This window comes from Pedobacter sp. AC402 (genome assembly GCF_979252805.1).
This window is the reverse complement of the sequence record NZ_CEEDAI010000009.1, coordinates 558,282-573,160: the sequence shown is the minus strand read 5'-3', so window position 1 is coordinate 573,160 and position 14,879 is coordinate 558,282. Positions and strand designations below refer to the sequence as shown.

Here is a 14,879-nt window from a genome sequence, read left to right as displayed (position 1 = left end):
AATTTATAACAATGAATCAGTACGAAACTGTTATCGTTCTAACCCCTTTGTTATCAGAAGAAGTTGCTAAAGAGGCATTAGCCAAATATAAAGCAGTTCTTGTTGATAATGGAGCCGAAATTGTCCAAGAGGATAATTGGGGTTTGAGAAAATTAGCGTATCCAATTGAGAAAAAATCAAACGGATTCTTCAGCTTAACTGAATACAAATCTTCAGGTGAGTTGATCGCAAAATTAGAGCTTGAATTAAAACGCGATGAGCGTGTATTACGTTTCTTAACAATCCGTTTAGACAAACACGCTATTGCTTACAATGAGAAAAAGCGTAGTGGTGCTTTTAACAAAAAAACTAAGGAGGTTGCAGCGTAATGGCAAGAGAACAAATACAATACGTAACCGCCCCTAAAGTAGAGGATAACCGTAAAAAATATTGCCGTTTCAAGAAAAACGGAATTAAATACATCGATTACAAGGATGCAAATTTCTTGTTGAAATTTATTAACGATCAAGGTAAATTATTACCACGCCGTTTAACTGGTACTTCGTTAAAATTCCAACGTAAAGTGGCTCAGGCAGTTAAACGTGCCCGTCATATCGGTTTGTTACCTTTCGTTGCTGATCAATTAAAATAGGAGGCTAGAGATATGGAAATTATTTTAAAACAAGATATTAAAGGCCTTGGTGAGAAAGATGATGTAGTTACAGTAAAGCCAGGTTATGGCCGTAACTATTTAATCCCTCAAGGATTTGGAGCATTGGCTACTTCTTCTGCTAAAAAAGTTTTAGCAGAAAACTTAAAGCAAGCTGCTTTCAAACAAGATAAAATTAAGAAAGATGCTGAAGGTGTTGCTGAGCGTTTAACTGATGTTAAACTTTCTATCGGTGCTAAAGCTGGCGAAAGCGGAAAAATCTTTGGAGCGGTTAATACCATCCAGATTGCTGAAGCATTAAAAGCACAAGGCTTTGATGTAGACCGTCGTCGTATTACTTTCGAAACTGAACCAAAATTTGTTGGCGAATATGTTGCTAACTTAAACTTACACAAAGAAGTTAAAGTTCAGGTTCCTTTCGAAGTAATTGCTGAATAAGCATTCTTTAACGAATCAATTAAAAGTCCCGATGCAAATCGGGACTTTTTTTATGATCTAATAAATAGAATTTAGGATGGTGTTATAAGGTTTGTTCTGTTAGCCAAGAAACATATTCTCCTATACGTGTACCAAGATAGTATGGAAGGTTTAACAAAAGATACGGCTTACCTGCAGGCGTAATTGTTTTTTCTAGCTTAAAGTCACCTCCATACACCCTAATGGCAAATGGATGATCTGAAATATCGATGAATTGATGAAGAGATCGTAAGCTTCCTGTACTTCCCGATTTTATTTCAATCGGTATTACAATTTTTTTATAGGCATAAATTAAATCAACCTCTGCATCAGACTGTTTTTTCTCTCTTACCCAAAAGTTAGGTTTATGAGAAGATATTCGTTCTACTGATATCAGTTCCTGAGTAAACAAATGTGGAATAACAGCACCTTTATACGCTGAACTTAAATCATCTAAAGCAAGCATTTCTCCCTGAATACCCAAAGTATAGTTGACTAATCCTGTATCTAAAAATTGTAGTCTTGGTGATTTTTTTAAATCAGGAATGATTGGAACTTCAGTATTGGTAGATGGATATATCAACCGGATAATTTTTGCATCGTCTAATATTCTAAAAGCTTCTCCAACTTCTCTCGATTTATAATTTGAGTTGCCGAAACCTTGAAAAATAATACGTTTATCCAGAAAAAAGTGGGCTGTTCCCATGATGTGATTAATCGTTCTTCTCGCTGTGTCGTTTTGCGTGTATTTTTCTATATCATTTTGGTAAGTTGCCCAGATGCTTTCATAAACGACAGGCAGATCTGAGAGATTATGTTCTTCCAAATCGGTTTTTATTATTTCTGGCATACCTCCAATAATGGCATATCTATGAAAAGCTTTTAATAATAATTTATGCGCAACTGCTTTTACAGGTGTTTGAAAGAGATATTTCAACAAATCATCTTTTTGGTTAGCTTGAAGATATTCTTGAAAATTTAACGGATATAAATATAAAAATTCAACCCTGCCAACCGGAAAACTTTTTACCTTATGCAATACAAACTCCAAAAGCGACCCTGCACTTATTACATGCAGTTCAGGGATTTCTTCGTAAAAATATCTGAGCATTTGTATTGCTTTTGCACATTCCTGAATTTCATCAATAAAGAGCAAAGTGTCAGCAACCTTATCCGATTGAATCCCATGCCCCAGGAGTAGTGCTTCAACAATACTTTGAACATCGTCAAAATCATCAAAAAATTGACGGTGCGCAGGTTTCTCTAGATTAAGAAAAATAGCATTAGGATAGTTTTTTGCAAAATTTTTTATCAGTGTAGTTTTTCCTACCTGACGTGCCCCTCGAATAATTAGAGGTTTCCTTTTTGTGCTCCTTTTCCATTGAATTAAATTTTCTTCAAGGGATCGTTTAAACGCCATTATTTATGTTTTGTAACAAAGTCAACCCAAATATATAGTTTTTTTGTAACAAAGTCAGGGCATATTTTAACAAATCTTGTAACAAAGTCAGGGCATATTTGCTTTAATCTTGTAACAAAGTCAGGGCATTTGATGTTGAGTTGATGGAATTTGCAAAACTTAAGTCAATATTAAATTGATGCAGTAATGAAAACAATAACTTGCGGAAATAATAAATCCCCGCAAGTTCAATGAATAAGCTGTATAGAAAATTATCCTTCAGTTAGCCTTTAGGCGTTGTTGGCCTGATTTCTACCTTACTAGGCAATGTTCGGGCTGGCATAGCCAATAAATCAACAATAAGTTTGCCCATATCCTCCGGCTGAATTTTCCAGGCGTCGTTTTCTGAATCGGGTTGATGATCATTGAAATGGCTTGCTACCGAACCCGGCATAATTGTACTTACCTTTACACCATATTTCCTTAAATCAAGCATCACCGATTGGGTAAAACCTGTTAAACCAAACTTACTGGCATTGTAGGCCGATCCACCGGCAAAAAAGTTTGTTCCTGCCAAGCTTGAAATGGTAAAGATATGTCCGTTTGTTCTTTTAATTTCATCAACCGTAGCCTTGATGCTGTAAAAAACACCTGTTAGGTTCGTATCAATGGTTTCCTTCCATAAATCAATACTTAATTCATCAATAGGCGCAAAATGACCTATACCAGCATTGGCGATGAGTACATCTAACTGGCCCCATTTTTCCAGAATTAGGTTAACTGCTTCCTGCTGAGAAGTGAAATTGGCAACATCTGCCTCAATGGCCAATACATCGCCATGAGCTACAAGATGAGATGCGGCTTCATTTGCGCTTGCAATTGTTCTGCTGGTTATGGCTACCTTGTAACCGTTTTTTAGGAGGGCTTCGGCAATACCAAAACCGATTCCCTTACTTCCTCCTGTAATTAGTGCAACTTTCATGCTCTTGTAACGTATGATATCGAAAAATGTTTAATTAGATTTTTTGTTGCCCTGGTGAGGAAGTTCCATAATCTGGATATCCTTAAAATCGACAGGCTGACCTTCACTTTGCAAGGCAATGAAACCCTGCTTAAGCGCTTTACCATCAATCTTTATTTTAGGATCGTAACGGTTGGCCACACCTCCGCCAATTTGAGGTTTGCTGTATTGTAAAACAGTATCTCCGTTGATAATGTGTGTAACCAGAGAATCGCCCATAACAATTAGCTCTGCTGATACCCACTGATCGCCGTCATAGGTTTTGGATTTTGAATCAAGGCAATGGCCGTCGTATAATTTACCCTGATAAAAAATATCAGTTCCAGGTGAGCACATGTTTCCGGTAGGGCGGGGCCTTCCATCACTCAAACCTCCTAAAAACTGCATTTCAATCGAAATTGGCCAATCCTGCTCCTTGGGCATTGTTTTCGGATCTTGGGAGTGAAACATTAGCCCGCTGTTGCGTAAAGTATAACTTGGAGCACCTTTTTGCAGTTCGCCAACAAAACGGTATTTTAATTTGAGGTGATAATATGAAAAAGGTGTTTTATAATAAAGATGGCCGAACTGATCGTTAAAATCACCGTATTGATCATAACGAACCTGTATTATTCCGTTTTCCACCCTAAAAGTATTTCCAAAATTTACGTTGTAATCGTGGTGGTGAATTTTTACATTCCAGTCTTTAATGTCTTTTCCGTTAAAAAGTGTTATCCATTTTTCTGATCTGTTGGTGATATTTTTGCTTGTACTGCAGCTCCATAAAGTAACAGCAAGAATGAGGTAAAATAGTTTTTTCATTTGGTTGATTTTTTTTTGGGGTCAGTTTGAAAATCTGAATCACAAAATACATAAACAAAGTGATTTTAATTTGAATTAAGGGTTTACAACGATAATTTTGCAGGAGCGTTTTATTTCTGGTTGCTTTAAATATTTTTTTTATCATTCACCGCTCCGGTACTTCCCATCTTCCACCGCTTTAATTACCTTTGCCCCATGGCGAAAACCCGGACAAGCAAAACCAAAAATAAGACAAAACATCCCCTCCTTAAAAGGATTACCAACATTGCCACAAAGGTATTTTTATATTTTTTGCTGGTTTCTGTATTTTGGGTAATTGCGTTGCGTTTTATCAATCCGCCAATTACGCTTTTAATGGTATTGCGCAACATTGAGCGCAAGGCCGACGGAAAGCCGTTTAAAACTGAAAAAAAGTGGGTAAAGTTCGAGGATATGTCTGATAACATGAAACGGGCAGCGGTATCAGCAGAAGATCAACTCTTTTTAAAGCATATCGGTTTTGATATGAAGGCCATCGAAAAAGCTTTCGCCAGCAACGCAAAAGGTAAAAAAGTAAAGGGTGGAAGTACTATTTCACAACAAACTGCTAAAAATGTTTTTTTATGGCCTGGCAGATCATGGATCAGGAAAGGATTTGAAGCCTATTTTACGCTATTGATCGAGATTTTTTGGAGTAAAGAAAGAATTTTAGAGGTTTACTTAAATGTTATCGAGATGGGCGATGGCATTTACGGTGCCGAGGCTGCTGCACAGGAGTATTATGGTAAATCGTGTACCAAATTAACCAAAAAGCAAGCTGCATTAATCGCTTCCTGTTTTCCAAACCCAAGAAGGTGGACACCAAAGAATGCAACTCCGTACATCAGGCACCGCCAGTATCTCATTCTTAGAAATATGAACAGGCTCGGACCGCTTGATTTTTAATGATTGAATTGTGAATCAGTGAATAATTGATTAATCGTGGTCTTTATTCCATCTGATCTTTATTCCGCCTTTATCATCATCAACAGCTTTTAAATGCAGTACGATACCGCGCATTCGGGCTTCCCGTTTTTCTGCTTTGGTCAGATTTTCATCTCCTTTAGGGTTTCTCAGCGGAATATCCATGGCTACGTTTGTACCCACGCCCAGCGCATATGTACCTTTTACATTAAAATTTAATGCGCTGGAATTTACCAGCATCGGACTGATTTCTACTTTATCGCCTTTAATAGTGAGTGTTCCATCCAGGTTTTTAATTTCAACATTTGATAAATTCCGGTTTGCAAAAGCAAACTTTCCAACTTTAACCATTGGATCAAAATTAACCAGTGCTGCGTTGTTCAGATTGAAAACCACTTTGCCATTGATTGATCTGGGAAGAATTTTTCCGGTATGGGATATTTTGCCGGAAATGTTAACCAGCGAGGACAGGTAACCTTTTAAATTTTTGTTTGTGATGGTATTCTGTCCGAAATTATCAAAGGAATAGAAGAAGTCTTTAACGCTCACATGGCTAATCTTTGAATTGATCTTAAAACTATTTGAGGCAGATTCCTGCATAATATTCCCGTCTAAAGATAGTTGTCCGCCGGCATGGGCCACACTTATCTTATTAAAGAATATGCCGCCACCACGTAAAGAGATGTCTGCATCGAGGTTTTTAGCTAGGAAATTATTGTAAATGGCTTTATCGACCGTTAAGCGGATATTCATTTTCGAAACTTCGAGTACATTGCTCAGTTCTTTGGAAACCACCTTTTTATTTCCACCTGACTGTGTTTTTTTTGCAGTTCTTGGACCTAAAAAAGGTAAAAATTCTTTCAGGTACAATTGTGGACTCGACATTTTCAGGTTAACCAATATTTTTTCAGGAGCAGTGTAATAAAGGTTGGCAAAATTGGCAATACTACAGCTTACATTCAGCTCGCTTTTGCCCAGCTGGAAATGCCCGTTCTGTATTGATAAATCATTTTGGTTGAAATTAATATTCAGGGCACTTTTTACCAAATGGAGCTTTCTGGGAATATACAATATATCAGCATCTGCAATTGCTATTTTTCCTGAAACAACAGGCTTTGTAAACCTGAAATTATCAATATCGGCTTTGCAATATAACCTTAGGTTTGCGGTTCCGTTTTTAAATTCAAAGTCATTCGTACCCAGTGAATTGTTAAGGTTCGATAGTGGAAACTGTGAAGTAACCAATCCGGTGGCAATTGGTCGCGAGAGATTATTAACGGTAAAAGTATCGATTTTGAGCGGTGCATTAAAGTATTTTGCGGTAAGCCTGTGAAACTTAATGGACGAGTTTTCATCCCCGATAACACCACCAACGGTATCCCTGTTGGTAAAAGATCCATCAAAATTGCAGTCTGTTAATTTACCCGCTGGAATTGAAACGATATTATTCCGCACTGTTATCCCCACCTTAATCAAAGGATCGCCATATTTCCCTGAACCGTCATCAACAATATTGCCTCGGATGTTTACCGGTTTTTCGATTCCGAATTTCAACAATTTAGAAGAAATATTAGGGGATAAAAGTAAAGCAACGTCTTTGAACAATATATCATCCACAGCGATGCTGATTGCGAATGCAGACTTGTCAAGTTCAATTTTAGCACCGATTTTGAAAGGATGGTTGTCTATATTCAGGATTTCAGGGCTCAATATAACAGCATCCAAATCACGACTATAATGTGCCTTGAGCGTTCCGCTTAAGGTTTTATCTTTCAAAAAGCTGCCCTTTCGTGTATTAAATGCGAAACTATTTACCTTCGTGGACAGTTTAATTTTACCTGTCCAGCCGCTATCCGGATACTCCATTCTACCCTGGATCTGATCGATGTTGAAATTAAAGAGTTTAAAGCGTTTTTTGTTATCCAATACCAGGTTTACTTTATTAAAATCTATTTTCTTGATTTCCAGTGCAGATGATTTGGAGCTTGATTTCTCTTCTGTTTTGGGTTTACTTTTAAAAATACTGGTATTGCTATACCCTGTAGTATCAGTGTAGATGTATATATCCGCATTGTTGATGGCTATCTGTTTAATGTTAATGTTGCCTACAATAAGCGAAAGTACATTTAAGGATACATCTATATCCTGCGCTTTCAATAGATCGTGCTTATGTTGTGCCCATAAACTGTCTCTCAATAAAACCCCGTTTAATGATACCGAAACTCCCGGAAAACTTTTCAAAAGCGTGGGTTCCATACTCGTTGCGGTAATTTTTCCGTTCAGGTTTTTATTCAGCTGGGATAGGATGGAGGCGAGTACTTCCTTTTTATTTCTGCTAATGTAAAATGCGCCTGCCAACCAGGTCAATATAATCAGGATAACAAAAACCGATAGGATTTTTAAAGAGATTTTGAGCCAGCGCTTCATACACATTAGTTGAGTTAACCAATATAATGTTTTTTGCGCGCTAATTGTTTGGTGCTGAACTAAAAATAATCTGCATTAGCACTATACGTTTTACGATTGGTTAGCCCAAGAGGCTTTCAAGATCAGGATGGTATTGCGAGGTTAAAAACTGGGTAATGGTAAAATCGGCCAATCGGTGCTTGTAAAAGGGATCTTCCATCAGAATTTTTTTTAATGCATCTTCATCTTTAGCGAGGGCTAAGATTATGCCACCGGTCCGTGGCACTTTGCGGCCGGAAGCCATAAAAATGTTTTTATCATAATACTTCTTTAAATATTGCACATGGGCTTTCATGTGTTCATCCAACTCTTCAAGTGGAACGATATATTTAAGGTCTACAATGAACATAATTATTAAAGTAAATGTGCAAAAACAGTAGCATGCCAACTGTTTTGAAATGGAACTTCCCACTTGCTTTCAAGTTCTGCCAAATTTTGAACCATATTGTTAAATACAATTGTTTCTGGAGTAACCTGTTTAATATTCACCAAGGTTTCAAAATCCTCTTTACTGTTAACCACAACCTCGCCATTTACTTTATAAGCCATATTGAAACGGTTAAAAAGATCGACATGATATTCCTGCTCAATTTCTTTGATCAACTTTACAGAGCTATCGATAGAGCAACCTGTAACACCGGCCTTGCTTTCGTCAACAATCAGGATAATAAAAAAACCATAACGGATTTCTGCTTTAGCCAGCAGTTCATTACCATGCGCCTTCCATTGGTTGGTAAAAGATGATAACTTGTTTATGATCTCATTTTCTTCGGTTGAAGTAAACTTTCGATCGCTTTGGTATATCCAAACTCTTGATTGTGGAGAAAAACTCATATACAAATTTATGATTTTAATTAAATTGGTGTGTTTAAAACGCCAACCTGATGAAAAAGTTTACACTCTGCTTGAAAATATCCCTTATTTCGGCTTTTTGTGTGTTTTTATGTGCTTTTTCCGATCCGGCTTCTATGGAGCAATACACCAGTTTTCTACAAAAATCATTTACCGATCACTACGATACCAGTCAGGAAAATAGCCAGGTAAAACGTTATGAACTTAATGTTACCAACAATGGGTTTTGCCGTTATAAGCGTTATTTTAATAACGGTAAAACTGAATATTTCGCGTTCAAGCTCGCTAAGTTTAAAGATATGGATTATTATGGAACAACAAATTCAGGTAAACTGTATATCCGTACCAAAGGAGACGATGTGATTGTGCAGACCTATAAAGATAGGGGAGGTGATGTAGATTCGATGGCTACGCAGATCATTATACCGGTAAAAAATATGGAAGCGGAAGAATTGAATCAGATTCGTAATAACCTGGAAAATATTACAAAGCTACCGCCGGCTGAAGTGTCTAAAGCAGAAGTAAAATCTGATGATTAATTGCGGCTAATCATCCTCTCAACTGTGGCCATCGCCTAATGGAGATTCTTCGACTACCTTCCACTCCGCTCAAAACGACGAAACCATAGAGGAATTTTAGTGAAAAATTATTTACAACCCATTTGCCCGTGCGGTAATTTCTGCAATATCCAGTACCTTAACTTCCTGTTCCTTATCTTTTAATTTGATACCGTCGCTCAGCATGGTCATGCAAAATGGGCATCCTGCTGCAATAAACTGTGGATTGGTTTCTAAAGCTTCATCGATACGTTCAACATTGATATCTTTTTTTCCTTTTTCCGGTTCTTTAAACATTTGTGCGCCACCTGCACCACAGCATAAACCGTTGCTTTTGCAACGTTTCATTTCTACAAGCTGTGCATCCAAAACTTCCAGGGCTTTCCGTGGAGCTTCATAAATTCCGTTCCCGCGACCTAAATAACATGGATCGTGATAGGTGATTTTTTTACCTTTGAAGCTTTCGCCACCCTCGGCTTTAAGCTTTCCTTGGTTAATTAAATCCTGTATCAATTGCGTATGATGAATCACCTGGTAAGAGCCACCTAAGCCGGGGTATTCATTTTTGATGGTATTGAAGCAATGCGGACAGCCGGTTACTATTTTTTTAATGTTATAGGCATTCAAAACCTCAATGTTCGTCATGGCCTGCATCTGGAAAAGAAATTCGTTCCCTGCTCTTTTCGCGGGATCGCCAGTACAGCTCTCTTCGGTTCCTAAAACAGCATATTTTATACCTACATGATGAAGGATTTTACAAATGTCGCGGGTAATTTTCTGCGCCCGTTCATCGTAACTTCCTGCACATCCAACCCAAAATAATATTTCCGGTTCTTCACCTGCGGCCATTAATTCGGCCATTGTAGGTACTTTAAATTCCATTGTTGTATTATCTAGTATCAGGTTTAAGCCTGATGTAATTATTATTTTAATTCAATGCCAACTGAAAACTGTTTTTGTTAACTTTCCTGTGCCCAGTTAAAGCGGTCGGCCGGTGAGTATTTCCAGGGTGCCTGGTTATTTTCTATATTCCCCAACATGGCATTGATGCTTGCAGGTGCCTGCGATTCTTCCATCACTGCAAAGCGGCGAAGCTCCATTATTATTTGTAAAGGATCTATATTTACCGGGCAGGCTTCTACGCATGCATTACAGCTGGTACAAGCCCATATTTCCTCTCTGCTGATGTAATCGTCCAATAAAGATTTTCCATCCTGATGTTCAGTCCCGTGTTTGTCAATGTTTTTGCCAACTTCTGTAATGCGGTCGCGGGTATCCATCATGATTTTCCTTGGCGATAAAAGTTTGCCAGTGATGTTTGCAGGGCATACAGATGTACATCTACCACATTCGGTACAGGTATAAGCATTCATTAAATTTACCCAGCTTAAATCGGTTACATCCTTTGCACCGAATTTACCAGGCTCAGTTTCTGCCGGAACAAAAGATGGATCGAGCATCGCTTTCACCTCATTGGTAACTGAAGCCATATTGGTAAATTCACCTTTAGGTTCCAAATTGGAAAAATACGTATTCGGGAAAGCGAACAGGATGTGAAAATGTTTGGAGTAGGGAAGATAGTTTAAGAATGCTAAAATTCCGATGATGTGAAACCACCAACAGCTGCGTTCCACAATGATCAATGCACTTTCAGTTGAAGGCAGGATGTTCATTAAATACTGACTCACCGGAAAGGCACCTGCGCTAATATAATGGCTGGCTCCAAGGAGTTGCAGTTTGGCATCTGCCGCATTCATGAGCAAAAACGCACTCATTAATAAAATCTCAGTAATTAAAATGTAATTCGCATCAGATTTTGGCCAGCTTTTCATCTCTACACCACTAAAGCGCTTAAGTTTAATGATATTTCTGCGGATCAGGAAAATAACGCAGGAAACCCAAACGGTAAAGGCAAGTATTTCGAAAGAACCGATTAAAAAGTTATATAAACCGCCTAACCCATTAAAAATGCGGTGTGTGCCAAAAAGTCCATCGATCATAATTTCAAGCACTTCAAGGTTAATGATTACAAAGCCGATGTAAACAAAAAAGTGTAGAAAAGCAGGGATGGGGCGCACTACCATTTTTGATTGTCCAAAGGCTACACGAAGCATTGTGATTAGCCTTTTTTGTGGCTGATCATTGCGATCGACCGGTTTGCCTAAGCGGATATTGCGAATTATTTTACGCAGGTTTACTGTAAACAGCGCAATTGCTGCAAGTGTAAGTACTAGAAAGAGGATCTGTGCCACCATGCAATATTAGATTGTTTACGCTAAATTAGGATATTAATCTAAATAAATTGCTATGCATGCATAAAAAAATATATAAAATTATTTGTTTGGACTCATTCTAAGCATTGGTTAAGGCATATTTTTAGTATGATAAAAAATTAATTAATTGATAATCAGTATCAGAATGAAATAATTGAAAAAAAGTTTTGCTTTTGAAAAAAGAACACTACATTTGCAATCCCAAACGGATGGTGCCATAGCTCAGTCGGTAGAGCAAAGGACTGAAAATCCTTGTGTCCCTGGTTCGAATCCAGGTGGCACCACTTCCAAAAGCCTTACAGAAATGTAAGGCTTTTTTGGTTTGTTGGCTTTTTTTAAGATTATAGTGTTCAAAACAGCTTAAACCGATCAGTTAATTTTTTCTCGTTTACATTAATACAGGCATAATGCGTAAAGAAATTTTTTTTTGTCCCAATTAATTTATGGAGAAAAATATTTTTCAACGCATCTTATTGCATGTCAAAAAGATGCGTCTTTGACGGTTGTTTTTAAGAAAAAAACCGATATGCTTTTTTTGGATTTGATGAAAAGAATACTACATTTGCATTCCCAAAAGGGGGTGCCATAGCTCAGTCGGTAGAGCAAAGGACTGAAAATCCTTGTGTCCCTGGTTCGAATCCAGGTGGCACCACTTCAAAAAGCCTTACAGCAATGTAAGGCTTTTTTGGTTTATGGATTATTCTTAAAAGGAAGTTTCCATTTATTAAAGGACCTGTTATTTTTTAAGTTTCGATATGGTCATCCGGTTTTTCGGCTAATTCTTTGACTTTATCTAATGCTTTTGGCCATGTTTTTTCGAAATATTCAAGCCATTCCTTGTTGATTCCCATATCAATGATCAGCTCCGTTTTAGCTTCTCTTTCATTTAATGTGTAATTCTCCAGCGACTCACCCCAGTCATGCAGCTTCTGTTTACCGTCCATTATTTCGCCGATGTGCTTTATAGACATATATTTATCGGGGATATTTTCTTCTATAATGGCTACCATTCCATCCCCCTTACTATCATGAAACAGTGCTGTACTTCCTTTTTGCCAATCGGTTTTTACCTGTGATCCCTCTGCAAAAACGGCGGTCCATTTAGGATAGGTTATTGCGCCAAAAAGAACTTCCCAAACTTTTTTCGCTGTGGCGTTAATTGTGATTTTGAATTCAATCTTTTCCATGATTTTATTTTTTTATCAGTTTTCCATTAAACTAACCCAGGCATTTACAGCTTTTTTCAAAGCAGTTTCGTGTTTCTCCACATCGGCCATTGAATAAAACTTAGCGTAAGCCTTTCCTTTTGTTTGTTCTTCGAGAAATCCGAAATCATCATTTAATAAAGACGCTTTATGAAAAATGACTACCACATAGTTTTTTATTTTTGGGTTTACAGTGGCCATATCTTCTTTAAACTTGAAGCTTGGTCCGCCCCATTTAATATCGCATTCGATTTCCGGATTAGCAGTTGTAATGATATTGATCACCTTTTCCATTTCCTTCTTTAAAGGATGATCCAACTGATCCATAAAGGTATTGACTTTGGCAATGCTCATAACCTGTATTTTATATTTCAAATTTGCGGATGATTTGATTGAATTGAGGGGTGTAAAAGCGGCAAGTTATGGGGGCATATGGACTTTTTGAATTTAATGTTTTTTAACATAATTATCTCAGAATAAAGTAATTTAATCGGTAGATTTACCTAGTTGAACGTTACATATGTTCAACTACACAATATTTTGAATTAAATTTAGTTTGTTGGTAAACAAATACGAATGATTAACAACTTTAGCGTTGGCTAATGCGTATATATCAATAATAATACTACTACAAAAAATCTATGAGAAATAATAAATTTACCCTTTTGGCTATGCTGGGCTTTTTAAGCTTGGTTGCGGTTACGGCTTGTAAAAAAAGCAGTATTGAGCCTGAGCCAGAAGCTCCCGTAGTTCCTACAACGCCTACTCTATCTGGAACAAGGGATGAGCTCGACAAAGGATTCGATCTTTTTATATGGTAAGGAACTTTATTATTGGAACACTTCACTTCCAGCTTATGATGTATTTAAACCGCGCAGCTTCAGCTCAAACGAAACGGAGCTGTATGCTATGACACAATATTCTACGGATCCATCAACAGGAAAGCCATATGAATTTGTGAGCAATTCTGCGGAGCCCAAGTATTCGTTTTTTGATTATAGCGCTGCAACTACTGGTAAAACGGGTGCGCTTAAAGCAGATGTAAATGGTTCGGCAAATGATTACGGTTTTTCTGTACAGTACAACAATGAAACAGATTTGCGTGTAAAATATGTTTATCCAAATTCGCCAGCAGCACAGCAGGGTTTAACACGCGGTTGCAGGTTAACTGGTGTTAATGGACGAACAGACCTGAGCTATCCTAATGCAATTAATTTTTTAAATACTGCTATATTTGGTACAAATCCGAGTATTACGCTGGCGTTCAATGATATAAACGGCAATCCAAAAACAGCTGTTGTGTCCAGTTCATTTTATACGGTCAATCCAATTTTGTATACCCATGTTTATACTGTAGATGCAAAAAAGGTGGGCTATATCGTTTTCAATAGTTTTACCAATAATGTTTCGGCAGCAATAAATACCACTTTCGCAAGTTTTGCAACACAGGGCGTAACAGAATTGGTTGTTGATTTGCGCTATAATGGCGGAGGGTACGTTTCTACTGCAACCCAAATGATTAATTTAGCTGCCCCTGCAGGTGAAACAGGTAATACAATGTTTACTTCCTATTACAATAACTATTTGCAATCGATTACCACTGCACAGCGGAAAGCTTCGATATTGGCACACCAGCCTTTGCTTGATGATGCGGGTAAACTACAAACTTTTACTACTGGTGTAAATGGAAAGTATGCCACTTATGCGGATTTAAATTATTCTCCCACATCGGCAGATAATATTGAGAAATTTGCTAAATCAGGATCACTGGCTTTAAACAGAATTTATTTTATTGTATCTGGGTCTACAGCATCTGCAAGCGAATTAACGATTAATAGCCTAAAACCTGTAATGGATGTTAAACTTATTGGCAGAACAACCTATGGAAAACCGGTTGGTTTCTTTCCGATAAGAATAGATAAGTTAGATATGTATATCCCTGAGTTTGAAACAAAAAATAAGCTTGGTGTTGGTGGTTATTATTCGGGTTTAACTGTTGATAAAGAATCTTCTGAAGATTTAACAAAAGCCTGGGGTGATGAAACAGAAACCTTATTGGCCTATGCATTACTGTACGCAAAAACAGGGAATTTTGTAACCACGGGAGCTAAAACTGCAAGTTTAAGTGCTACTGCAACAGTAATGCCATCAAAATTATCGGTAGCAGAATTAAAAGCTGTGGACGAGAAATTAGATCCTAAAGGATTTAAAGGTATGATAATGACACCTGATAAAAGATTTTAACTACTTTTTTAATG

General features: G+C 37.5%; 17 protein-coding genes and 2 tRNA genes. 9 read left to right on the top strand and 10 right to left on the bottom strand.

Features of this window, described 5'->3' with window-relative positions:
- Window positions 1-11: 11 nt before the first annotated feature.
- From rpsF to rplI, 3 genes are read left to right on the top strand one after another with little or no spacing between them, the layout of a single operon-like run.
- Window positions 12-368, top strand: a complete 357-nt coding sequence (gene rpsF, locus AC0IWE_RS13285; RefSeq protein ID WP_055915007.1) for a 30S ribosomal protein S6 — start codon at window positions 12-14, stop codon at window positions 366-368.
- Window positions 368-631: a 30S ribosomal protein S18 gene (gene rpsR / locus AC0IWE_RS13280; RefSeq protein ID WP_010599582.1), complete on the top strand. Its 264-nt coding sequence runs from the start codon at window positions 368-370 to the stop codon at window positions 629-631. Before rpsF ends, rpsR begins: the two co-directional genes overlap by 1 nt.
- 12 nt (window positions 632-643) lie before the next feature.
- A complete protein-coding gene (rplI, locus tag AC0IWE_RS13275) occupies window positions 644-1,087 on the top strand; it encodes a 50S ribosomal protein L9 (RefSeq protein ID WP_025144599.1) in 444 nt (147 codons plus the stop codon).
- 82 nt (window positions 1,088-1,169) lie between these two features.
- Here the strand turns inward: rplI and AC0IWE_RS13270 are convergent, their stop codons facing one another.
- The 3 genes from AC0IWE_RS13270 to AC0IWE_RS13260 all read right to left on the bottom strand — a co-directional run bounded on the left by AC0IWE_RS13270 (window position 1,170) and on the right by AC0IWE_RS13260 (window position 4,326).
- On the bottom strand, window positions 1,170-2,525 hold the full coding sequence (locus tag AC0IWE_RS13270; RefSeq protein WP_471793410.1) for an ATP-binding protein: 1,356 nt from the start codon (window positions 2,523-2,525) through the stop codon (window positions 1,170-1,172).
- Between the two features lie 262 nt (window positions 2,526-2,787).
- Window positions 2,788-3,486, bottom strand: a complete 699-nt coding sequence (locus AC0IWE_RS13265; protein WP_055915005.1) for an SDR family oxidoreductase — start codon at window positions 3,484-3,486, stop codon at window positions 2,788-2,790.
- A 30-nt stretch (window positions 3,487-3,516) separates the two neighbouring features.
- Window positions 3,517-4,326 carry a 3-keto-disaccharide hydrolase gene (locus AC0IWE_RS13260; protein ID WP_471793409.1) on the bottom strand — a complete coding sequence of 270 codons (810 nt, stop codon included), beginning with the start codon at window positions 4,324-4,326 and terminating at the stop codon, window positions 3,517-3,519.
- A gap of 195 nt (window positions 4,327-4,521) precedes the next feature.
- Between AC0IWE_RS13260 and mtgA the strand changes: the two genes are divergently transcribed.
- Window positions 4,522-5,250 carry a monofunctional biosynthetic peptidoglycan transglycosylase gene (mtgA, locus tag AC0IWE_RS13255; protein ID WP_463493057.1) on the top strand — a complete coding sequence of 243 codons (729 nt, stop codon included), beginning with the start codon at window positions 4,522-4,524 and terminating at the stop codon, window positions 5,248-5,250.
- Between the two features lie 30 nt (window positions 5,251-5,280).
- Here mtgA and AC0IWE_RS13250 read toward each other — a convergent pair whose 3' ends face one another.
- From AC0IWE_RS13250 to AC0IWE_RS13240, 3 genes are all read right to left on the bottom strand, one after another.
- On the bottom strand, window positions 5,281-7,695 hold the full coding sequence (locus tag AC0IWE_RS13250) for an AsmA family protein (RefSeq protein WP_471793408.1): 2,415 nt from the start codon (window positions 7,693-7,695) through the stop codon (window positions 5,281-5,283).
- Between the two features lie 100 nt (window positions 7,696-7,795).
- A complete protein-coding gene (locus AC0IWE_RS13245; protein WP_471793407.1) occupies window positions 7,796-8,083 on the bottom strand; it encodes a YciI family protein in 288 nt (95 codons plus the stop codon).
- Window positions 8,084-8,088: 5 nt separating this feature from the next.
- Window positions 8,089-8,568 (bottom strand): ABC transporter ATPase, encoded by a 480-nt coding sequence (locus AC0IWE_RS13240; protein ID WP_471793406.1) that lies wholly within the window; start codon window positions 8,566-8,568, stop codon window positions 8,089-8,091.
- A 50-nt stretch (window positions 8,569-8,618) separates the two neighbouring features.
- Between AC0IWE_RS13240 and AC0IWE_RS13235 the strand changes: the two genes are divergently transcribed.
- Complete coding sequence (locus tag AC0IWE_RS13235; protein WP_055914987.1) at window positions 8,619-9,125, top strand: hypothetical protein; 507 nt, start codon at window positions 8,619-8,621, stop codon at window positions 9,123-9,125.
- A 111-nt stretch (window positions 9,126-9,236) separates the two neighbouring features.
- Here AC0IWE_RS13235 and AC0IWE_RS13230 read toward each other — a convergent pair whose 3' ends face one another.
- Window positions 9,237-10,025 (bottom strand): (Fe-S)-binding protein, encoded by a 789-nt coding sequence (locus tag AC0IWE_RS13230; protein ID WP_471793405.1) that lies wholly within the window; start codon window positions 10,023-10,025, stop codon window positions 9,237-9,239.
- Between the two features lie 77 nt (window positions 10,026-10,102).
- Window positions 10,103-11,398, bottom strand: coding sequence for a 4Fe-4S dicluster domain-containing protein (locus AC0IWE_RS13225; RefSeq protein ID WP_471793404.1), 1,296 nt, complete (start codon window positions 11,396-11,398; stop codon window positions 10,103-10,105).
- Between the two features lie 229 nt (window positions 11,399-11,627).
- Here AC0IWE_RS13225 and AC0IWE_RS13220 point away from each other — a divergent pair.
- Window positions 11,628-11,700: transfer RNA gene (locus AC0IWE_RS13220), tRNA-Phe, on the top strand.
- Between the two features lie 295 nt (window positions 11,701-11,995).
- Window positions 11,996-12,068 (top strand) — tRNA-Phe (locus AC0IWE_RS13215).
- Between the two features lie 91 nt (window positions 12,069-12,159).
- Here AC0IWE_RS13215 and AC0IWE_RS13210 read toward each other — a convergent pair.
- Window positions 12,160-12,603, bottom strand: coding sequence for an SRPBCC domain-containing protein (locus AC0IWE_RS13210; RefSeq protein WP_471793403.1), 444 nt, complete (start codon window positions 12,601-12,603; stop codon window positions 12,160-12,162).
- A gap of 15 nt (window positions 12,604-12,618) precedes the next feature.
- A complete protein-coding gene (locus tag AC0IWE_RS13205; protein WP_471793402.1) occupies window positions 12,619-12,975 on the bottom strand; it encodes a DUF1801 domain-containing protein in 357 nt (118 codons plus the stop codon).
- Between the two features lie 287 nt (window positions 12,976-13,262).
- Between AC0IWE_RS13205 and AC0IWE_RS13200 the strand changes: the two genes are divergently transcribed.
- On the top strand, window positions 13,263-13,442 hold the full coding sequence (locus AC0IWE_RS13200) for a hypothetical protein (protein WP_471793401.1): 180 nt from the start codon (window positions 13,263-13,265) through the stop codon (window positions 13,440-13,442).
- A complete protein-coding gene (locus AC0IWE_RS13195) occupies window positions 13,405-14,865 on the top strand; it encodes a S41 family peptidase (RefSeq protein ID WP_471793400.1) in 1,461 nt (486 codons plus the stop codon). Before AC0IWE_RS13200 ends, AC0IWE_RS13195 begins: the two co-directional genes overlap by 38 nt.
- Window positions 14,866-14,879 lie beyond the last annotated feature (14 nt).